At 67.5% G+C, this 21278-nt stretch carries 15 protein-coding genes; 8 read left to right on the forward strand and 7 right to left on the reverse strand.

Annotation, left to right across the window (positions count from 1 at the left end):
• The first annotated feature begins 23 nt into the window (after nt 1-23).
• From ACZYVJ_RS15110 to eccCa, 6 genes are all read left to right on the forward strand, one after another.
• The gene (locus ACZYVJ_RS15110; RefSeq protein WP_463831759.1) at nt 24-443 is read left to right on the forward strand and encodes a hypothetical protein; all 420 of its coding nucleotides are present in this window, start codon (nt 24-26) and stop codon (nt 441-443) included.
• A gap of 1435 nt (nt 444-1878) precedes the next feature.
• Nucleotides 1879-2580, forward strand: coding sequence for a DUF5631 domain-containing protein (locus tag ACZYVJ_RS15115; RefSeq protein ID WP_463831760.1), 702 nt, complete (start codon nt 1879-1881; stop codon nt 2578-2580).
• A 187-nt stretch (nt 2581-2767) separates the two neighbouring features.
• Nucleotides 2768-3619, forward strand: a complete 852-nt coding sequence (locus ACZYVJ_RS15120) for a hypothetical protein (RefSeq protein WP_463831761.1) — start codon at nt 2768-2770, stop codon at nt 3617-3619.
• A 272-nt stretch (nt 3620-3891) separates the two neighbouring features.
• Nucleotides 3892-4758: a transglycosylase SLT domain-containing protein gene (locus tag ACZYVJ_RS15125; RefSeq protein WP_463831762.1), complete on the forward strand. Its 867-nt coding sequence runs from the start codon at nt 3892-3894 to the stop codon at nt 4756-4758.
• Between the two features lie 2 nt (nt 4759-4760).
• The gene (eccB, locus tag ACZYVJ_RS15130; RefSeq protein ID WP_463831763.1) at nt 4761-6248 is read left to right on the forward strand and encodes a type VII secretion protein EccB; all 1488 of its coding nucleotides are present in this window, start codon (nt 4761-4763) and stop codon (nt 6246-6248) included.
• 3 nt (nt 6249-6251) lie between these two features.
• Entirely contained in the window at nt 6252-10466 is a 4215-nt protein-coding gene (eccCa, locus tag ACZYVJ_RS15135; RefSeq protein WP_463831764.1) for a type VII secretion protein EccCa, read from the forward strand.
• Here the strand turns inward: eccCa and ACZYVJ_RS15140 are convergent.
• Together ACZYVJ_RS15140 and ACZYVJ_RS15145 are read right to left on the reverse strand one after the other, a co-directional pair.
• Complete coding sequence (locus ACZYVJ_RS15140) at nt 10447-13302, reverse strand: MMPL/RND family transporter (protein WP_463833002.1); 2856 nt, start codon at nt 13300-13302, stop codon at nt 10447-10449. The two genes, eccCa and ACZYVJ_RS15140, sit on opposite strands and share 20 nt — an antisense overlap.
• Complete coding sequence (locus ACZYVJ_RS15145; RefSeq protein ID WP_463831765.1) at nt 13295-13675, reverse strand: hypothetical protein; 381 nt, start codon at nt 13673-13675, stop codon at nt 13295-13297. The genes ACZYVJ_RS15140 and ACZYVJ_RS15145 overlap by 8 nt, the downstream gene beginning before the upstream one ends.
• Nucleotides 13676-13807: 132 nt before the next feature.
• Between ACZYVJ_RS15145 and ACZYVJ_RS15150 the strand changes: the two genes are divergently transcribed.
• On the forward strand, nt 13808-15025 hold the full coding sequence (locus ACZYVJ_RS15150) for a sensor histidine kinase (protein WP_463831766.1): 1218 nt from the start codon (nt 13808-13810) through the stop codon (nt 15023-15025).
• On the forward strand, nt 15007-15687 hold the full coding sequence (locus ACZYVJ_RS15155) for a response regulator transcription factor (protein WP_463831767.1): 681 nt from the start codon (nt 15007-15009) through the stop codon (nt 15685-15687). The genes ACZYVJ_RS15150 and ACZYVJ_RS15155 overlap by 19 nt, the downstream gene beginning before the upstream one ends.
• Before the next feature lie 4 nt (nt 15688-15691).
• Here ACZYVJ_RS15155 and ACZYVJ_RS15160 read toward each other — a convergent pair whose 3' ends face one another.
• From ACZYVJ_RS15160 to ACZYVJ_RS15180, 5 genes are all read right to left on the reverse strand, one after another.
• A complete protein-coding gene (locus tag ACZYVJ_RS15160; RefSeq protein WP_463831768.1) occupies nt 15692-15952 on the reverse strand; it encodes a hypothetical protein in 261 nt (86 codons plus the stop codon).
• A gap of 184 nt (nt 15953-16136) precedes the next feature.
• Nucleotides 16137-17477, reverse strand: coding sequence for an aromatic ring-hydroxylating oxygenase subunit alpha (locus ACZYVJ_RS15165; protein ID WP_463831769.1), 1341 nt, complete (start codon nt 17475-17477; stop codon nt 16137-16139).
• An 11-nt stretch (nt 17478-17488) separates the two neighbouring features.
• Complete coding sequence (locus tag ACZYVJ_RS15170; protein ID WP_463831770.1) at nt 17489-19249, reverse strand: N-acyl-D-amino-acid deacylase family protein; 1761 nt, start codon at nt 19247-19249, stop codon at nt 17489-17491.
• Between the two features lie 129 nt (nt 19250-19378).
• The gene (locus ACZYVJ_RS15175; protein ID WP_463831771.1) at nt 19379-20515 is read right to left on the reverse strand and encodes a phosphotransferase; all 1137 of its coding nucleotides are present in this window, start codon (nt 20513-20515) and stop codon (nt 19379-19381) included.
• A gap of 101 nt (nt 20516-20616) precedes the next feature.
• Complete coding sequence (locus ACZYVJ_RS15180) at nt 20617-21237, reverse strand: TetR/AcrR family transcriptional regulator (RefSeq protein WP_463831772.1); 621 nt, start codon at nt 21235-21237, stop codon at nt 20617-20619.
• Between the last annotated feature and the right edge of the window lie 41 nt (nt 21238-21278).

The following is a 21278-nucleotide window of genomic DNA, read 5'->3' on the forward strand; positions in this document are numbered from 1 at the left end:
GATGGCTGGCGATCCTGATCAGCGTGACTGCGGCAGTGGCTGTCGGCGCGTTGATTATTGCGCTGACGCGACCGACATCACCGCAAAAGTCGGCGACCTCTACGCCGCCAACTCATAGCACCGCGGAGCCTTTAGCGGCAGAACGGCGGCTCTGCGAGACCTACAAGGTGGCTGCGCGGTCTGTACAAGTTGATACGAATGGCAGCGACAAGGCGTTCGCGCGCATCGCGCTTACGAATTCCGCCGTCTTGCTTTTCACCGCATCTAACGACCCCGCTCTCAACGAGCAGCACCGCAACGCGGCGCAGGCTCTAGCAACCGCATACCTGATGGATACGGCGAAAAGCAGCGATGGGGCCGCTACCGAAGCCGAATTTCAGGTGGCGGTGGCCGAGGTGAACGCCAAGGATGCTGCAATGAAAAGGGCATGCGGTGGCAGCTGATCTCCCACCGGGTACCTGGACAGCCGCGCTGATCGGGCCCTGGTGGCCAGCACCGTCGACGGGTTTACGCGCCGGCGCTCAACACTGGAGCCAAGAATGCGCGGAGCAGCAGCTGTATTCGCAGAACTTGCGCACCCAGTGGACAGCCTTTGCTGCGAGCAATAAGGGACATACTGCAGACGATCTCATAACCAGATTCCAGCAAGGGGAAAAGCTCCATCTGGATCTTGCCGAGAAGTACCAGACAAAAGCATCCGCGTTGAATGCGGGCGCCGATGCCATCGACTATCTGCGAAGTCGCTTGTCGGACATAGCGAATAGAGGCAATCAAGAAATTAATGAGATCCTCAGTTCAAAAAAGCCACTGCCGGAAAAATTAACGGAAGTGCAAGCCGTCCAAGCTCGCTGCAACGCTGATGCCGCAAACGCCAGCCGCGACGCGCTCGACAAGATGATGGCGGCTACCCAGAAGATCCTCGATGCTGAAGGAATTGGTGGCAACGCGCGGAGCTGGGCGCAGGCAAACGGGTTCGATGTTGGCGATGCCCAGCCGCCGAAGCCGATCAGCGAGGCGGACCTTAATTCAACAGGCGGCGGCGTAGGCGGTGGCGGGGTGCGCGGCGATGGAGGATCGCCGGGTGGCTCGCCAGGGCAGGCTTCGCCATCAGCGGCAGGTGGTGGCGGCATACGCGGTGGCGGGGGCGGGCCGCCAGGGGCGCCGTCGGGTGGGTCCGTGCCGGGCCCAGTCAGTGGGGATGGTGTGCGCGGTAGCGTCCCGGCCGCGAGTTCTCCGGTATCGCCCGCTGGCGTGCAAATGCCCGGCGGCGGCGGAACCGTATCGCCAGGAATACCAGGCGTACACGGCGGCGGAGCGCCAGTGTCACCGGTCGGTTTAGGTCAAGGCGGCCAGCCCGGACTAGGGCAGGCGTTCACGTCCGGCATCGCGACAGGGCAGGCGACGGGCCCTGGCGGTCAAGCGTTTACGGCGGGACCGCTACAGGCAATGGAGGCCGGGGGACCCCAAACTCCACAGGCGACACCGGCAGTGACGCCGACAGTACCGAGCGCGGGGGCATTCATACCGACGGGCACTCCGGTCGACGCACCGCCGGCCGCGTCCCCGGTTCCAGCGGCTACCGGGGGAGGCACTTCCGTGGCGCCGGTAATGACCGGCGCGTCGTGGTCGTCGCCCGCACCGACCCTCGGTGGGGGATCTTCTATCCTATCGGGATCGCTGCCCGCCTATGGTTCCGACCTGCGTCCGCCGGTTGTGGCGCCCCCATCCGTGCCTTCTGCGCCGGTCGGTCCCGTGTCGGGTGCACCCGTAGTTTCTTCGCCGGCGTCATCCCCGTCCGCCGGTGGGCCACTTGTCTCTCCGGTGGAGCGGACGGCCGCCGGGGCTGCCGCGGGTCAGGCAGGCGCTGGATCGTCGACCATGGCCGGTGCATCGGCAGCATCCGCAGCAGCAGGAGCGACCGCCGGCACGGTATCCGCGAGGACGGCCGAACAACAGCGGCTACAGCGGATCGTCGACGCGGTGGCGCGTCAGGAGCCGCGGCTTTCGTGGGCGGCGGGGCTACGAGATGACGGCACCACAACTCTGCTGGTCACCGACCTCGCCGGCGGGTGGATTCCGCCGCACGTCCGGTTGCCCGCCCACGTGACCTTGCTTGAGCCGACAACACGACGCCACGACGCCAACGTGGTGGATTTGCTCGGCGCTATCACGGTTGCGGCTGCCCATCACGCCAACACGTATGTAGCCGAACCGGGTCCCGATGAGCCCGCGCTCAGCGGCGATCGGCCTGCTCGCTCGGCCGCGCCTGACGTCGAGGAGCTCGGGCCAACCCTGGTCGATGCCGTGCGACGCCGGGACGGCCTGCCGCGTATCGCCCAGGCTGTCGCGGCACCTGCGGTGCGAAAAACGGGTGTCCTCGACAGCGAATTCGAGTTGTTGCGCGAATGCGTCGCTGAAATTCAGCACTCTGTGCTGAATGCATACCCTAACCACGACCAAGCGGCTGTTGGGGATTGGATGCTTTTGTCAGCTATCGAGGCGCTGATCGAAGGGCGTGGTTACCTCGCGAATTATCACCTCGCCTGGTTCGAGGCAACCAGTCACCGGAACGCATCGTAGTTGCCCGCAGTTGTCGGGTGAATAGCGTTACCGGCAGTTTGTGCCAAAATTGTCCTACTGGCGCTCGCTGCGCAGAATGGTGCGCATCAAGCGCTGAGGCACTACCAGTGATGGAGGTGACATCGTGAATTACGGCCCCATCAGCAGTGATCTGACAACCACGTACGTGTTAGTCAACGGAGTGCCAGTGCCGGCCCCAAAGCCCGGCCCCGGTCACCCGCCCGATAACTCTCCCGGGGGCGGTTTTGGTGGCGGTGCACTAACCGGCGCCGGCAACGCCGGTGTCCCCAAAGACGCCGCTGACGTCGAGGCCGCCGACGCTGATCGTCGCGCCCATGCCGCCGACGCCGCCGCCAAATTCCCGGCCAACGAAGCCAACAGCCAGCAAGACATGCAGATGATCCAGCAGATGCTGCAGAGCGTCACCGGCGCACTCGGCGGCGCCATCGGCGGCGTCATGGGGCCGCTGACGCAGCTCCCTCAACAGGCGATGCAGGCCGGTCAGAGTGCACTCCAGCCGCTGATGAGCGCGGTGCAGGGCGGCGCCCACGGCGCCGGGCTCGCCAACGACGCGCATCTGGTCGACAGTGTCGGCAGTGGTGGCGGCGCCGGATTGGGCGGGGGTTCCGGCGGCGGTGGTGCAGGCCTCGGCGGTGGCGGCACCACCCCGGCCAGCTCGCTCGGCCCGCCGCCCGTGCCCACTTCGTCCCCGCCGACCACTCCGGCGGGCGCCAAGGCACCCACGATGCCGCCGACCGGTGGCATGCCCGCGATGCCCGGGCAATCCGGTATGACCGGAATGCCGATGATGCCGCCGGGCGCGATGGGCCATGGCGGTGAAGGCGGCAAGAAAGACACCCCGGTCGAGAAGCGGGTGATGGCCCCGGGTGTGCCTAACGGGCAACCGATCAAAGGCCGCTTGACGATCCCGCCGAGCGCCCCGGGCAACAAATCCGGGGAGGCCAAGCCGACCGTCGTCACCAATAGGCCCAACCGCCGGATCGTGATAATGCCGTCCGAGGACGAGCTGAAAGAATAGGACGCGTTCCCAGCCGGCCGAAAGAGTGAGTGGTCGGGCGGTTCGTCCGGCAGTAGTGTCGCTACGTAATCGCGGCCGGGCCGATCCCAAATGTGCGGGTCAAATTGGGTTGTCCGTTATTGACAGCAGAACTGTCGATGCGTGCATGCTATTGGTACGTCTGCAGCGACCGCGGAATACGCGGCCAGGAGGGTGTGGGAGTACGAGCGCGAAGTGTCCGGCAAGGATGCGGCGCCGCGAGGGCGCACAAATGGATCAGGGCGGGGAAGCCGGTGACCGATCCCCTTAAAATTCAAGCGGTCGCGGCACTGACGCGCGCCCACAATCTGTTCGGGGAAGCCACGGCCGGTGACGGCGTCGGTGACGCGCCGGTGCGGACGCAGGCGCAGGCGCAGGCGATATCGCGTCGCAGCGGCGGACTGCCCGGCGCAGCGGCCCAGCGGTCAGGCGCCTCGGTAACGCAGTTAAGCCGGCTGGCCCACACCGACCGGACGCTGGGGCAGGTCATCTCCGCGGCGCGAGCCGATCACACCCACGGCCACATAGCGACACGGGCAACCTTGGACGCAGCCTTGACCGACACGACACCGGCCGTCGATACGCCGCTGGGCCGACGCGAGGCGGCCGCCCGCATGGCGGCCCGGCTGCGGACCCAACATCGGCACGTCGCCGGATCACGCCGGCGGGCAAGGCTGCTCGCGCGCAGGCTGCGACGCTTGCACTACCTACGAGGGCGGTCGATGCACAGCAACCAGGGCAGCGGACGCCCGGCGGTTTTGGCGGCCATCCGTAAAGCCCTGGACATCAAGGGCATTCACAACCCGACGGCTCGCGCTCGCTGGGAACGCGGCATGGACCTGGTGGCGCGCCGCGAGTCCAACTACAACGCCAACGCGGTCAACGACTGGGATTCCAACGCGGCACGGGGCACACCGAGCAAGGGTGCCTGGCAATTCATCGCGCCGACGTTCGCGGCCTATCACCAGCGAGGAACCTCGCGTGACATTCACAATCTGGTGGCGCAGGCGTGCGCATTCATCAACTATGCGATGGGCCGTTACGGGGTGGCCGTCGACGCGTCGAATCTGGCCGATCGGATTCAGCAGGCCGATCCTCACCGAGCGCCCAAGGGGTACTGAGCATGCCGCTGAGTTTGTCCAACCGCGACCAGAACTCTGGGCACCTGTTTTACAACCGTAGGCTTCGCGCGGCGACCACCCGCTTCTCGGTGCGCATGAAGCACGATGACCGCAAGCAAACCGCCGCGCTCGTACTGTCGGTACTCTTGGTGGCGATCGCCTCCGGCTGGATGCTACTGCTGAACGTACTGAAACCCACTGGCATCGTGGGCGATTCGGCGATCATCGGCGACCGCGATTCCGGGGCGCTCTACGCCCGGATCGACGGCCGGCTCTACCCGGTGCTGAATTTGACGTCCGCGCGGCTGGCGACCGGCACGGCGAATCAGCCTACGTGGGTGAAACCCGCTGAGATAGCGAAATATCCGACCGGACCACTGGTCGGCATCCCGGGGGCACCGGCGGCGATGCCGGTCCATCGGGGCGCGACGTCGGCGTGGGCGGTGTGCGACACGGCGGGACGACCGCGCAGCCCCGAACGGCCGGTGGTGACCTCCATCGCCGGCGTGCTCGACGGCTTCGACCGCGCCACACCGTTGAGCGACGACGCCGGGGTGCTGGTCACGTTCGAGGGCAACACCTTCGTGATCTGGGGCGGCAAACGCTCGCAGATCGATCCGTCGAACCGGGCGATCACGCTGAGCCTGGGCCTGGACCCGGGAGTCACACTGCCGGTGGAGATTTCGCGAGCCCTCTACGACGCACTGCCCGCGACCGAACCGCTCGGCGTCCCCGCGGTGCCCCTGGCGGGCACGCCGTCGACGTGGGTGTCGGGCTCACAGGTCGGCGCCGTGCTGCAGGCCCAGACCGCCAGCGGCGGCAAGCAGTTCTACGTGCTGTTGCCCGACGGCGTGCAAAAGGTCACCAGCTTCGTCGCCGACCTGTTGCGCAGCGCCAACTCCTACGGCTCGACGGCGCCCCGCGTGGTGACCCCCGACGTGTTGGTCAATATCCCCGAGGTGTCCTCGCTCGCGGTCGACTACTACCCGACGAAGCGCCTGAATTTCATTGACACCGCGGCCGATCCGACCACCTGCGTGGGGTGGGAGAAGGGGTCCACGGATCCGCAGGCGCGCGTCGTGGTCTACAACGGGCGCGGACTGCCCACGCCGTCATACCTGGACAACCGCATCGTGCACCTGGTGCGTGACGACCGCGACCCGGCCTCGGTGGTCGCCAACCAGGTGCTGGTGTTGCCGGGCGCGGCGAACTTCGTGACGTCGACCAGCGGAGTGGTCACCTCCGACTCCCGGGAATCGTTGTTCTGGGTTTCGGACAACGGGGTGCGGTTCGGCATCACCAACGACGACACGACGTTGCGCGCGCTCGGCCTTGACGCGGGGTCGGCGGTGCAGGCGCCCTGGCCGCTGCTGCGGACCTTCGCCGCGGGCCCGGCACTGTCAAGGGAGGCAGCGCTTTTAGCCCGGGACACCGTCCCGGCGCTCGGCAAGGTTGCTGTGGTGACGACATCGGCGAAGCCGGGAGGCTAGAGAATGTCCAAGAAAGCGTTCCCCATCAACCGCATCAAGATCGAGCCGCCGAAACCGGTTCGGGTAGCACCGAGCGCGCCGATCGCGCTGCCGGAACGCGAACCGCGCAACATCTGGGTGATGATCGGTGTGCCGGCGCTGATCGTGGCGCTCATCGGCACCATCGTCATGCTCTACGTCTCCGGCGTGCGCAGCCTGACCACCGGCTTCTTCCCCCTCATGGGCATCGGCGCCTTCAGTATGCTCGCCTTCTCCGGCCGCTTCGGCCGAGCGCGCAAGATCACTTGGGGCGAAATGGAAAAGGGCCGCCGGCGCTACCTGCGTGACCTCGACGGCAACCGCGACGAGATCCAGACCGCCGTGTGCGCGCAACGCGAATGGCAGAACTCCGTGCACGCCGACCCCCGCGGTCTGGGCGCCATCATCGGTGGTCCGCGGATGTGGGAACGAGGGCGCGGGGACGCGGACTTCCTGGAGGTGCGGCTCGGCACCGGGGTGCAGCACGCACCGGACTCGGTGCTATCGGTGACCTGGCCAGACATCGCCTCCGACGAAGAACTCGAACCCGTCACCGGGCAAGCGCTGCGCGATTTCATCTTGGAGCAGCGCAAGATTCGCGACATCGCCAAGGTGGTAAACCTGCGCTCGGCGCCTGGCTTCAGCTTCGTCGGCGAAGACCTGGACAAGCTCCGGTCGCTGATGCGCTCGGTGCTGTGCTCCCTGGCGGTCTTCCACAACCCGCGCGACGTCAAGCTGATGGTGGTGACCCGCAACCCCGAGGCGTGGTCGTGGATCGTGTGGCTGCCGCACAACCTGCACGACGAACTGTTCGACGCCTGCGGGTTTCGGCGCCTGGTCTTCGCCACACCCGAGGAACTCGAAGAGACACTCGGAGCCGAGCTGCACATGAAGGGCAAGCGCGGCGCCTGGACGCCGCTGGCCGCGGCCAGCCCTACCGCGATGGGCTCGACCCTGGAGACCGGTGCGGACTCGGTCGACCTGGGCCCGCACCTGGTGATCGTCGACGACAACACCGGCAGCCCCGACGCCTGGGAGAGCGTCGTCGGCCAGGTCGGCAAGGCGGGAATCACCTTGCTGCGCATCGCATCCCGGATCGGCACCGGCGTGGGCTTCGCCAACGACCAGGTGTTCGACCTCAGCGAACGCCACAGCTCACCCAACGGCTCGGTCAACGGCCAAGTAACCCTGCACCGCAACGGCTCCGACGCCGACGGCGAGGACGACCGCCCGGCACCACTGCTGCGGGTCCGCAACAAGTTCTTCGCCCACGCCGACCAGCTGTCGGTGCACCGCGCCTACCGATACGCGCGGGCGATGGCCCGCTGGTCACCGACCAGCCGCAGCGAGATCGCCGACTCGGTCAGCGGCGCAACCGAATTGCTGCGCGCCCTGGGCATCAACGACCCCCGCAACCTGGACGTCGACCGGCTGTGGGCCGAACGCCGCGGCCGCGGCGACGAGCGCTGGTGCGAGGTCCCGGTCGGCGCCAAACCCAACGGCGAGCTGCAGAACATCACCATCCGCGCCAAGGACTTCGGCGGCTTCGGGTTCCACTCCGTGGTTATCGGTACCAGTGGCTCGGGTAAGTCGGAGTTCTTCCTTTCGTTGGTCTACGGCATCGCGTTGACCCACTCGCCGGAGACTTTCAACGTCATCTTCGTCGACATGAAATTCGAGTCGGCGGCGCAGGACATCCTGGGCATCCCGCATGTGGTGGCCGCGCTGTCGAACCTCGGCAAGGACGAGCGGCACCTCGCCGAGCGGATGCGCAGGGTCATCGACGGTGAGATCAAGCAGCGCTACGAGCTGTTCACCTCGGTGGGTGCCCGTGACGCCAACGACTACGAGGAGATCCGGCTCGCCGGGCGCGATCTGCCGCCGGTGCCGGTCCTGCTCGTCATCGTCGACGAGTACCTGGAACTGTTCGCCAACCACGAGAAGTGGATCAACCTCATCATCCACATCGGCCAGGAAGGCCGCGGCGCGAACGTCTTCTTCATGCTGGGCGGCCAGCGGCTGGACCTGTCCTCGCTGCAAAAGGTCAAGTCCAACATCGCCTTCCGCATCGCGCTGCGAGCCGAGTCCGGTGACGACAGCCGCGAGGTGATCGGTTCGGACGCCGCCTACCACCTGCCGTCCAAGGAAAACGGTTACGGTCTGCTCAAGGTCGGGCCGCGCGACCTCGAGCCGTTCCGCTGCTTCTACCTGTCCGCCCCATTCGTGGTGCCGAAGACCAAAGAGGTCGCCACCACCGTCGACATGACGCTGACCAAACCGCGCTTGTACAACTGGCAGTTCCAACCGCTGGACGCCTCCGACGCCACCGCACTGCAGGCCGCCGCGGCCGTCGACGCCGAGCCCGACGAATTCCTATACTACGACGACGGTTTCAAGCGCAAGAAGATCGTCGACGTGCTGCGGGAGTCGCTGCACGACGTGCCGCACCGCTCACCGCGCCGGCCGTGGCTGGAGCCGCTGGAGGAGCCCGAGTCCATCGATGCCCTGGTTGCGGGATACCGCGGCAAGCCCTGGCACGTCGACTATGGGCGCAACCCGGGCCTGATGTTCCCGGTGGGCGTCATGGACATCCCGGAAGAGTCCAAGCAGGTCGTGCACGCGGTGGACGCGTTGCGCAGCAACGTGATCGTGGTGGGCGCCAAGCAGCGCGGCAAGACCACCACGCTGATGACGCTGATGTGCTCGGCGGCAACGATGTACAGCCCGTCGCGGGTGACGTTCTTCTGCATCGGCGGGGCGACCCTCGCCCAGGCCGCCTCGCTGCCCCATGTCACTGACATCGTGTCGCCGAAGGACGCCGAGGGCATCGAGCGAATCCTGAGCAGCATGGACGCTTTGATCGATGCCCGCGAGGATTCGTTCCGGCGCCTCAAGATCGACCTCGACGGCTTCCGCGAACGCCGCTTCGCGCCGGGCAGCGACGGCCTGGGCGGCACCGATGCAAACGACCCATTCGGCGACGTCTTCGTGGTGGTCGATGACTACGACGACCTGTACTCGAAAGACACCGTGCTCGGTGACCGCATCATCTCGTTGAGCAGCCGTGGCCCCGAATACGGGGTGCACGTGATGTGCAGCGCCGGCGGCTGGATTCACGGGCAGCGGCAGAGCCTGCTGCAAAACGCCACGGCGCGAATCCAATTGCGGTTGGCCGATCCCAGCGAAAGCCAGATGGGCCACTCGTCGCTGGAATCGCGCGACGCGGCCCGGCGGACACTGAACCGGCCCGGCTTCGGTCTGACGGACAGCCTGCACGAGCTGCGGGTGGGCGTGCCGGCGCTGACCGACCCCACCACCGGCGCGATGGTCAGCATCATCGATGTCGGCGCGCGCATCGCGGACGTCGCCGGAGTGACCAAGCACGCCACCCTGCAGCGCCTGCCGCAGCGGGTGGCGCTGAAGGCGATCCTGGACTACGAGGCCGCGCACCCCAGCGGCGACGACCTCTCGATCAGCTTCGCCATCGGCGAGCGTCACGAACTGGGCCCCGTCCCCATCAAGTTGCGCGAGAGTCCCGGATTGATGATCTTGGGACGGCAGGGCTGCGGAAAAACCATGTCGCTGGTCGCCATTGGCGAGGCGATCATGAACCGGTTCAGCGCCGAAGAAGCGCAGCTGACCCTGATCGACCCCAAGACCGCCCCGCACGGCCTGCGCGACCTGCACGGGCCCGGCTACGTAAGCGCCTACGCTTACGACCAGGACGAGATCGACGAGGTGATCACCGCACTCGCGCAACAGGTCCTGCTGCCGCGGCTGCCTCCGAAAGGCCTGAGCCAGGAGGAGTTACGCGCGCTCAAGCCGTGGGAGGGTCCGCGACACTTCGTGCTCATCGACGATATCCAGGACCTGCGCCCGGATCAGAGCTACCCGCCCAAGCCCCCGGTGGGCGCGGCGCTGTGGAAGCTGATGGAGCGTGCCCGGCAGATCGGCTTGCATGTCTTCACCACCCGCAACAGCGCGAACTGGGCTACGCTGCAAATGGATCCGTGGATGCGGTTCCAGAACTCGGCGAAAGTGGCCCAGCTCTATATGGATAACGACCCGCAGAACCGGATCAACCGGAACGTCCGGGCCCAGACGCTGCCGCCGGGGCGTGGCCTGCTGGTGAGCGTCGACGGCGACGTCGAAGGCGTGCTGGTCGGATTGCCGTCCTCGGTCACACCGCCGCAGCAGTAACCAGCTGCGGCTCAGGCGTTTTCACCGGTGGCGTGGCGGCGCGGCGGGGGAGTGGGCTCGGCCACCAGAACCACCGGCCCAGCAGGGCCACGATGGACGGCACGATGAAGGCGCGCACTACCAAGGTGTCCAGCAACAACCCGACCGCCACGGTCGTACCGATTTGGGCGACGCTGAGCACGCTGCTCGTCAACAACGCCAGCATGGTCAACCCGAACACGATGCCGGCGACCGTGACCACCCCGCCGGTGCCGCCGAAGGCCCGGATGATGCCGGTCTTCAGACCCGCCGCCGCTTCCTGTTTGATGCGCAACGCCAGCAGCAGGTTGTAGTCCGCGCCGACGGCGATCAGCGCGATGAACGCGAAAGGCGCCACGGCCCAGTGCAGGTCTTGATGCAACAGATGTTGCCAAATCAACACGCTGGCGCCGACGGCCGAGGCGTAGGAGGTGACGACCGTCCCGACGACGACCACGCCCGCCACCGGGCTGCGCAGCATGGCCGTGACGATCAAGAAGATGAGGACCAGCGCGGCGCCTGCCAGCAGCGTGGCATCGCCCGCGACGAAGCGCTGCAAATCGGCGGTCACCGGGCCCACGCCGGCCAGGTCGACCTCGGTCGGGGTCAGGGTCCCCTCCTTGGTGGCCTCCTTGATGGCGGTGCGCACCTGATCCGCCCGCTTGGCACCGTCGGCCCCCCATTCCGAACCGTCGCCATACACCAGCAGGTATGCGGCGCGGCCATTTTCGGAGACGAGGTGGCGCAGCGCGGTGGTGTACCGCGGGTCGGTCAACGCCCGCTGCGGCATGTAGAAGTCACCGGCGGCGCTGTCCTGGAATTGCGTGGCGATCTCGTTCAGGTAGTCGGTCAACTGCCGCATCTGTGGCCCGAGCGTGTCGGACAGACTCAGCAAGTCATGCGTGGCCGAACGAGCCTGTCCCAACGCGTCTTTCATCGATGTCACGCTCTGCGGCAGGGTGGCCATGGCGGTGGCGGCCGTGCTCGACCCACTGGTGAGCTTCGCGGCGCCCGAACCCAGTCGCGTGGACGTCTGCACCAGGCTGTCGACGGGCTGCAGCACGCGGTCCACCGTCGAGCAGATCGGATTGGTGGCGCAATCGGGGGTCCGCCCGACGAAGTCGCGCAACGGGTCGAGGTAGCCCGACACCGTCGTGACGTTGCGCTGCAGCCCGTCCATGCCTGCCCGCATGTCGTCCGCGGCGCCGGACATGTCCGCCAATCCGGCACTGCCACCGCGTAATCCGTTGCCCAACCCGTCGACAGCAAGCTGGGTCTGCGCCAGCGCGCTGTCCAGCTGGGAAACCCGCTTGAGGCGCTGGGTCAGCGAATCCATGCTGTCGCCGAATTGACGGCCGAGGACACCGGCCTGGTAGCTCAACGTTGCCTGCTCGGGAACCTTGCCGTCGGGCCGGCTGGCGGACTGCACCGCCCGCACACCCGGCACGGCCATGATGTGGCGGGTGACGCGCTCGATGGCGATCAGGCCGGCCGGGTTGCGCAGGTCGTGGTCGGCCTGCACGGCGACGACATCGGGCAGCAGGGCGTTGGCCGCGAAATGCCGGTCGGCGCTGGCGTAGCCGCGGTTGGAGTCGGTGGACGACGGAGTGGCGGCGGGTTCGTTGAAGCCGACCCGCATGCTGACCAACGGCAGTGCGACCAGCAGGGTCAACGCCAGCGCGGCGACCAGGACCGGCCCGGGCCAGCGTGCGACCGTTGTGCCGACGCGGCGCCAACGCCGCGCGGTCGTGGACGGCCGCGGCTCCAGATATCCGCGGCGTATCGCCAAACTCATCAGCGCGGGTGTCAGGGTCAGCGCGGCCACCATGGTCGCCAGAATCCCGATGGCGCAGGGCAACCCGGCGCTGCGGAACGAACCCACCTTCGCGAACACCAGGCACGCCAGCGCCACCGATACCGTCAGCGCCGATCCGATCACCACGGGCGCGATGGAGCGGTAGGCCTGCGTGAGCGCCTGGGCCGGCTCGACACCACGGCGCCGGCCCTCGTGGTAGCGGCCGACCAGGAAGATCGCGTAGTCGGTGCCGGCCCCGAGTGTCATGGCCGCCATGAGGGCCACCGAAAACAGTGACACCTCAACCACATTGGCCTGACCCAGGGCGGCGACGACGGGGCGTGCCAGGGCCAGGGCGAGCCCGACCGAAATTAGCGGGATCGCCGCCGCGACCGGCGATCGATAGACCAGCAGCAACAGCAGCAGGATGAGACCGATGGTGGCGGCGGTGATGCCGAGCATCTGGCGGTCGATCGCGGAGAATTCGTCGACGATCGTGGCGCCGGGGCCCGTGACATGGACTTGCAGACCCGTCGGTGGTGAGAGCCGGTGGACGGTGCCGCGCACGGCGTTCACCGAGTCGCGCGCCTGCGCGGTGCCGAGCATGCCGGCCAGCCGCACCATCACGCTGACCGCCTTGCCGTCCGAACTCTGCGCACCCGCGGCCGTGGCCGGCTGCGACCACAGGTCGGTCACCGCGTACACGTGACGCTGATCCGAACCGAACGCTGTCGTCAGCGCGTCGTAAAACCGGCGATCCTGCGGTGTCAGCCGCTGATCACGTTCCAGCACAACGTAAACGAAGTTGTTGCTGGGCGTCTGGTTGAACAACTCGGCGGCCCGTGCCGCGGCCACCGCGCTGGGCGCGCCCGGGGGCATGAAGGACCGGGCGTGGGAGTCGACGACGCGCTCCAGTTGCGGGACAGCCAGATTCGCGGCGCCGGCCGCCAGTATCCAGAGGCCGACGATGAGGACCGCGTACCGGGTGGTCAGGCGCGCGAGGCTGCCCATGCGGTCATGCAACGGTCTGCCGATCACTGGTGGACCCGCCGAACAGGCCCACGGCCACGTGCTCACCGCGGGTGAGCGAGCGCACTCGCAGCGACCGGCGGGTGCCGATCCTCACCAACGCGTGCAGTCCGGGCTCGGCGGCTGCCAGATCGGCGCGCACCTGTTCGGCCGACGTGCCCTCGTGGGCGGCCTGATCCAGCTTGGCCACCAGCATGGTGATCCAGCGCTGGCCGAGCGAAAGCATCAGGCCCTCCTCGTCGCCGAAGAGCTCGGCCACCTCGGATGAGTTGTGGATCAACGCAAGTGCCGCCTCGGGGTCCGTCTCGGCGGCCTTGATCACCTCGGCCATGAAGGCCATCCGGTCGTGCAGCAGTGTCCATGTCATGACTCGACGTTAGGAAACGGCCACCCACCGCGCGTCGTGCCGAAGTGCAGTCTTTGCCTCCTACCACGGGCGGAGACGTCTACCGACCGCGGAAGGATGTGACGAGGCGCCGAGCTCTTCTAGGATTGGACGATGTCGCACGCCGCAGCGAATTACCTGCGGGAACAGGTTCGCCGACGCAGCGAGCTGATTCCCGTCGGTATCACCTGGGCGGCGCTGATCTCCGTCGACGCCGCCCTCGTGCTCGGCGGAGTGATCGGGACACTGCAGCGACCCGCCACGGACCTGCCCGTGTCGCTGACCGCGTTCGCCATAGCCCTATCGCCCTCGGTTGCGTTCATCGTCTTCAACATGAAGATGACCCCGGGGCCGTTGTGGGCGACCTGGTTGGCCTCCTCCGCGCTGACGCTGTTTGGTACGTCGACGCCCATTCACGCCGATTTCGCGCCGGCGTTGTTGGTCCTGATGGTCTTGGTTGTCGCGACATTGGCTTCGGTTCTGGGCGGCTTCCTCGCGACCCTCTCGGCGGCGGGGTTACTGCTCGCCGCGTCCGCGCTGCACCGCCTCGACACGGTGGTGTTGTACCTCGGTTTCATCGCGGTGGGCTGGCTGCTCGGCTACCTGATGCGCACCCAGCGGCTGTTGCTGGCCGAACAGATCGAGGCGCACGACATGCTGGCCGAGCACGCCGCGGCCGACGAGCGGCGGCGCATCGCGCGCGAGGTGCACGACGTCATCGCACACTCGCTCAGCATCACCCTGCTGCATGTGACCGGCGCGCGCCGCGCACTGCAGCAGGACCGCGACGTCGACGATGCGGTCGAGGCGCTGGAGCAGGCCGAGCGGCTGGGCCGCCAGGCGATGGCCGATATCCGACGCACCGTCGGGTTGCTCGACAACTGGCCCACCAAGAGCGCGCAGACCACGCCCGAACCCGGCATCGACGACCTCGGGGTACTCGTCGAGGGTTTCCAGCGGGCCGGCCTGGCCGTCGGCCTGTGCGTCGAGGGCCCCACCGATCACGTGTCGCCCGCGGTCGGCCTCGCGCTGTACCGCATCACCCAGGAGTCGCTGGCCAACATCGCCAAGCATGCGCCGGAGTCGAAAGCCGGTGTGGTGCTCGATATTTCGCCGGTATCGGCGCGGCTCGCCATCACCAATCTGCTTCCCGTGGCGGTGACGGCCGCGCAATCGCCCGAGGGGCGCGGCCTGCGCGGCATGCGCCAGCGCGTCGAGCTGCTCGGCGGGGCCATCGACGTCGGCCCCACCCGTGACGGTTGGTCGGTGTGCGCCGAAATCCCGCTGCAGGAAGGCGATACGGCCTGGCGCCCATGGTGGTGCAAGGCGTGATCCCAGATCACTCGGCGACGCCCGACATCACCGTGCTGCTGGTCGACGACCAGGACCTGGTGCGGTCGGGCCTGCGCCGGATCCTGCGCCGCAAGGACGGGTTCGTCGTCGTCGCGGAATGCGCCGACGGTGACGAGGTGCCCGCGGCGGTGGCCCAGCACCGGCCCGACGTCGTCGTGATGGATCTGCGGATGCGCCGTGTCGACGGCATCGAGGCGACGCGCAGGCTGGGCGGCCGGCCGCCGGTGCTCGCGCTGACCACCTTCAACGAGGACGAGCTGTTGTCGGGGGCGCTGCGCGCCGGCGCGGCCGGCTTCGTGCTCAAGGACTCGTCGGCCGAGGAGTTGATCCGCGCCGTGCGGGCGGTCGCCAGGGGCGACAGCTATCTCGATCCCGCGGTGACCTCGCGCGTGCTCACCACGTACCGCAAGGCGGCTCCCGGGCCGCGCGGCACCGCGATCGGCGAGCTGACCACCCGCGAGCTCGACGTGCTGACGCTGATCGGCCAGGGCCTGTCGAATACGGAGATCGCCGATCAACTGTGCATCTCGGGCGTCACGGTCAAGAGCCACATCGGGCGGATATTCGGGAAGCTCGATCTGCGCGACCGCGCCGCCGCGATCGTCTACGCGTACGACAACGGCATCGTCGCGCCACGCTGAGGAGCTACAGCGGCGCCGATTGCTCCGCCAGGTTGAGCAGCAGGTAGGCCATGCACACCAGGAAGTTCAGCACCACCATGACCAGACCGGCGAACATCAGCGAGCGGATGCCCCGTTGCTTGAGCCTCTTGTAGCGCGCGGCACGCAATTCGCGGTCGAGCCGGATCGCGATCAACGCGAAGTTCACGTTCATCAGTTCGTGCGTGGCGAGCGGCGCGCCCTCCAGCATTCGGCGCAACCGCTCCGGTGCCGTTCGAACACCCACCCGCTCGAAACTGTGGCACAGACGTAGCGCCCGCCGCCGGCGGAGCGCTTCATATGGCAGCCGAAGCCGCCGCGCAAGTTGCCCTCGATCGTCCCCCCAGGGGTAAGACGGGGTCATCACAAGCGGGATTGTAAATCGCTCGGCGCCACTTTCGCGCGGTGAACACGAATTATGTTGTGAGATATCACTTCGGCACACCGCCGCTCATTTGCTGGGACGTGGGCAACTCGAGGTAGCGCTCCAGGTTGCGATGCATGTTGATCACACGCCGTTCCTCGCTGGACAACACCATGTGGGTGAAGCCGGGTTGATGCATGCCGCGCTGCAAGCCGGGAAGCACCGCGATGTCTTGGGTCAGCACCACACCGGGATCGGCAGCATCGGCGGCCATGCGGACGTCGGTCGGCTTGGTACGCGGCGAGCCCGGCGGCATTCGCGTCATCAGGAACATGATCAGCTCGCCCTTGTCGGGGGAGGGGTCGGAGGCGGGCCGCGAGCACATGACGGTCAGGTGGTCGGCGTTGGTCAAAAGCGTCATGTTGGGAAACACGTTGTACTGATGCAAGCGGGTCATCCGATCGGTATCAGCCCAATTGAGATCGACACCGCGGCTCGCGGCGAACGCCCGGGTTCGGTCGGCGATGAGGTCGGCAACCGTCTGGCCGGGCCGGCGTTCGTCGGCGGGGAACGGCGTGCCCTCGGCCGCGCCCATCAGCGCCCCCTGCGTGTAGACGTAGGCGTTCCAGACCTCTCCGTCGGAAAGGGCGCCGTCGAAGCGTGGGCTTTGCACACCGTAGGGCTGATCCGACTTTCCGGTATGGCCCCAAATGCGTTGCGGCGCATGGATATCATCGACACAGCGCAGCAGTTCGGGATGCAGGGTCTGGATGTGGTAGGTCTCGCTGTACCCGTCGGCGATCGTCTTCCAGTTGGCGTCGACCTCGACGGTGAGCGTGGCGTAGCAGCGGAAATCCTCCAGGTGGCACCAGGCGATGTCGTCGGGCACCGCCTCCAGGTATTCGGTCAACGACACCGCACCCGGATCGAGGTTGACGAAGACGAGCCCGGCCCAGGTGTCGATGCGAGCCGGTATCAGTGGAAAGTCGGACATCCGCAGCGAGCCGAAGCCCTTGCGGTTGGGCACCCGCTTGAGCGCTCCGGCCAGGTCCCAGGTCCATCCGTGATAACCGCACTTGACCTCGCGAAGGCCCGAGCCGGATCCGGTGCACAGTGAATTGCCGCGATGCCGGCAGACGTTCTGGAACGCGCGGAGCGCCCCGTCGTCGTCCCGGACGATCAGCACACCGTAAGGGCCGCAGCGGTATTCGAAATGGTCGCCGGGTGCCGCGACGTGGTCGACCATGCACGCCAGTTGCCACACCCGCGGCCACATCCGCTGTGTTTCGAGCGCGGCGAAGGCGGGGGAGTAGTAGCGCTCGGCGGGCACCAGCGCCGGGTTCTCCGGCGGGGTGCCGATGGCGTCCTCGTCGCGGGTCCGCGCCGGATTGCCGGCCGCCGTTGCCATCGAGGGATTTCTCAGCGGGCTCCGCGGACCAGGCGTCCGGGGCGGGCGCCGGTGTCGACGTCCCTGCGGCGGGTCACCGTTCCGCTGACGATGGTCGCGGCATAACCGCTGGCGCCCTGCAGGATTCGGTTCCCACCGGCGGGCAGGTCGAACGCCATCGCCGCCGGGTGCAGGGTCAGGGCGTCCATGTCGATGACGTTGATGTCGGCCTTCTTGCCGGGCTCGATGGTGCCGCGGTCGGTGAGGCCGAACAGGTGCGCGGTGTCGCGGGATTGCTTGCGGATCACGTACTCCAGGGACAGCTTCTCGCCCCGGTGCCGGTCCCGCGCCCAGTGGGTGAGCAGGAACGTCGGGTAGGACGCGTCACAGATCATCCCGCAGTGGGCGCCGCCGTCGGAAAGTCCGAGCACGCCCGCCGGGTGCAGCATCATCTCGCGGATCGCGTCGTGGTTGCCGTCGGCGTAGTTGAACAACGGCAGCATCAACATGTTGGTCGCGTTGGACTCCAGCATGAGGTCGTACAGCGTGGACAGCGGGTCCTCGCCGCGGGCCTTCGCGATCGCCGCGACGGTGCGCTCGGGGGTCGGCTCGTAGTCCGGCGGATTGCCCAGCGCGTACAGCCGTCCCAACGAGTGCTGCACCAGGGCGAACATCCCGTCGAACAACAAGGTGGGGTCGGGAGGCAGGTCGTCCTCGGACAGGATCGCGGCCTTCACCGCGGGGTCGGCCAGCCGCTGGGCGAGCTCGTCGCGGCCGCACTCGGCCTTCAGCTGACGGAAGGTGGGCCGGTGGCTGAACCCGTGATGCCCTTGGAAGCCGATCATCATGCCGAATGGCCGCGCCGCGATCTGCGGATAGAGACGGGCGCCCGCCGCGTGCGCGTCCGCCGACAGGTCCAGCATCTCGCGCCACAGTTTCGGATCGGCGTCCACCTGGATCAGCGCGAAGGACACCGGGCGGTCGATCTCGGCGCTGAGCCGGCGCATCCAGTCCAGTTCCTTTTTGGGACCGATGATGTCCTCGCCCGCGGCCCCCTGCGGCGCGAGCTCGAACACCGCTTGACCGCCGGCCGCCATGGCGCGGCCGAGGCCGAACAACTCTTCCTCGGCTGCGAACGTGCCGGGGACCGGTTCGCCATCCATCGCGCGGTGGCCCATCGTGCGCGACGTGGAGAAGCCGAGCGCCCCTGCCTCGATCGCCTCACGAACCAGTCGGCCCATCGCCTCGATGTCCTCGGGGGTGGCCGGCTCGTTGCGCGCTCCCCGCTCGCCCATCGCGTAGGCGCGGACGGCGCCGTGCGCGACCTGGCTGCCCACGTCGACGGAGAACTTCTTCTTGCCGACCGCGTCGAGGTACTCGGGGTAGGTCTCCCAGCCCCAGGTGATGCCTTCGGTGAGCGCGGTGCCCGGGATGTCCTCGACGCCCTCCATCAACTCGATCAGCCATTGCTCGCTGCCTGGCCGCACGGGCGCGAAGCCGACGCCGCAGTTGCCGGTCACGATCGTCGTCACGCCATGGCCGCTGGACGGCTCCAGCAGGCTGTCCCAGCTGACCTGTCCGTCGTAGTGGGTGTGGATGTCGACGAAGCCGGGAGCCACCACATGCCCTGTGGCATCGATGGTTTCGGCCGCCTCCCCGCTCATCGCGGGACCGTCGGCGGTGCGGCGCACGACGTCGACGATCTTGCCGTCCTTGATGCCGATGTCGGCCGGGTAGCGTTCCGCGCCCGTGCCGTCGACGACGGTTCCACCGATGATCTTGAGGTCGAACATGAGACTCCTCTTCGCCGCCGTGGGCTGTCTGGGAAGGGCTGAGCCGTAAGGCGCGCAGCATTTCGCTACGGTAGGTAGCGTAACTCTTGGCGCGACGAAGGCAATAGCCTCAGCCGAATTGGGTCGCGCTTACAAGGAACTCTTCAGGGCGGCGACGGTTTCCAGATCGTCGAGCGCCGCGACGCCCCGGCGCAGGCCTTCCATCGCGATGTCTTCGACCTGCATTCCGCCCATGCCGGTGGTGATCAGCGGGGCGACGTATGCGTACAGCGCGCCTTGGCGAAACCGCAGCCACAGGTCGTCGCGGTCCAGGTCGGGACCGCCGGCCGCGACCAGCGCCCGCCGGTAATCGTCGAGGAGTTCATCCTGGTTGGCCAGCCGGTCCTCCGGGGTCAGGCTGGTGATCAGCGTGTAGGCCAGTTCGCGGGAGGGGTGTCCCCTGCGCACCGCCTGCCAGTCCAGCAGTCCGGCCTTGCCGCCGTGGAAGTACATGTTCCCCGGGTGGGCGTCACCGTGCATGACGGTGTGCGGGGGAGTGTCGATGAGTGCCGCGACGGCGCGGTAGTTGTCCGCGATGAAGCGGCCGTTGTCCACCGGGATCGTCGTGCGCTCGGCGAGGCGCTTGATCGAGGTGTGCATCAGTGAACCGGTCAACAGCGACGTGACGTCGCCCGACGGGGTGTACAGCCAGCCCGTCGGGCCGCGTCCGTTGCGCGGCAGCCGGCCCCAGAAGGTGGCGTGCAGCTCGGCCAGCAGCTCGATGATCAGGCTGGCCTGGTCGGCCGACAGCGGGTGCAGGGTGTCCGGGAACTCGCACGACTCGGCCGGGAGGTCCTCCAGGACCAGCAGGTAGCGGCCCGTGGAGGCGTCGAATGCCGCGCCGTAGCAATAGGGGACACCGATGACCTGTGGCGCGAGCTCACGATAGAACCGCACCTCGGTTTGTCCGAGGCGTCCGAGCTCGCCCATCAGCCGGGTGGCGGCGGTCTGCGCCGCGACCTTGACGAACACCGATTCGGGGACGTTCTTGCCGGTCAGCACCAGCCGGCCGCGCGAGGACGTTCCGGCGTCCCTGCTCAGGACGCGAATCGACCGAACGGTGGTTCCCATCACCCGGGACAGGACCGCCGCTTCGATGTCTTCGACCGTCCGCGGTAGGCCGAACCGGCCGCCCACTACCGCGTCGGTGGCTACCCGACCCACGCCGCGGCCCAGGTGAGCGGCCAGGCCGAGGACAGAGAACGCTTGTGCCACGGGAGTTTTCATGTCCATCCATCCTGATTTGCCAGCCGGCAGCGGTGCTGTGTGTTAACACCGGTGGCGTCGGACAAAACCAATTGAACGTCTGGACATCAGACAATATACGATTATTGTCTGATCTGTGGCACCAGGGCCCTCACCACGAACTGCTCGACGAATTCTCGTTTGTCCGCGGCGGGGCGATATCGCCAGGACGGAGCCAGTAAAAACAGGGTTGTGGTGTGCAACCACTGGACGATCGACCGGAAATCGACGTCGGGGTAGAGCAACCCTGCCGCCTTCCAGCGGTCCAGCAGCGGCCCGTAATGCCGCAGCAGCAACTCCACGATGGGTTCCGAACCCTTCTCGAGGGCCGAGGCCACCGCGGTGCTCTCGGCGGCGAACAACGCTTCGTTCAGCGCGTTGCCGTCCACCGATTCCACCCGGGCCAGCACCATCTCGGGCACCGATCGAACGGGGTCGTCGGGGGCGGGCAACGAGCGCACCAAATCGGAGAGCGCGCTGTCCACGCGCGTCAGCATCAGGCCCAGCAGGACATCGTCGCGGGCAGGGAAGTACCGGTACACCGTCGACCGTGACACCCCCGCCTCGTCGGCCACCTCGCCCATCCGGAACTGCGTGTTGCCGCGCCGGACGATGCAGCGGCCCGCGGCGTCCAGGATTCGGCTGCGGGCCTCCTCGTCGTCCAGGATCGCGCGGTCGTCGCCCCACCGCCGGCTCGGTTCCATGGCGGCGATGTTACGGGATGCGTTGTGCTGCTTTGTTATCT

The sequence above is a fragment of the Mycobacterium sp. IDUB_3 genome (assembly GCF_055419585.1).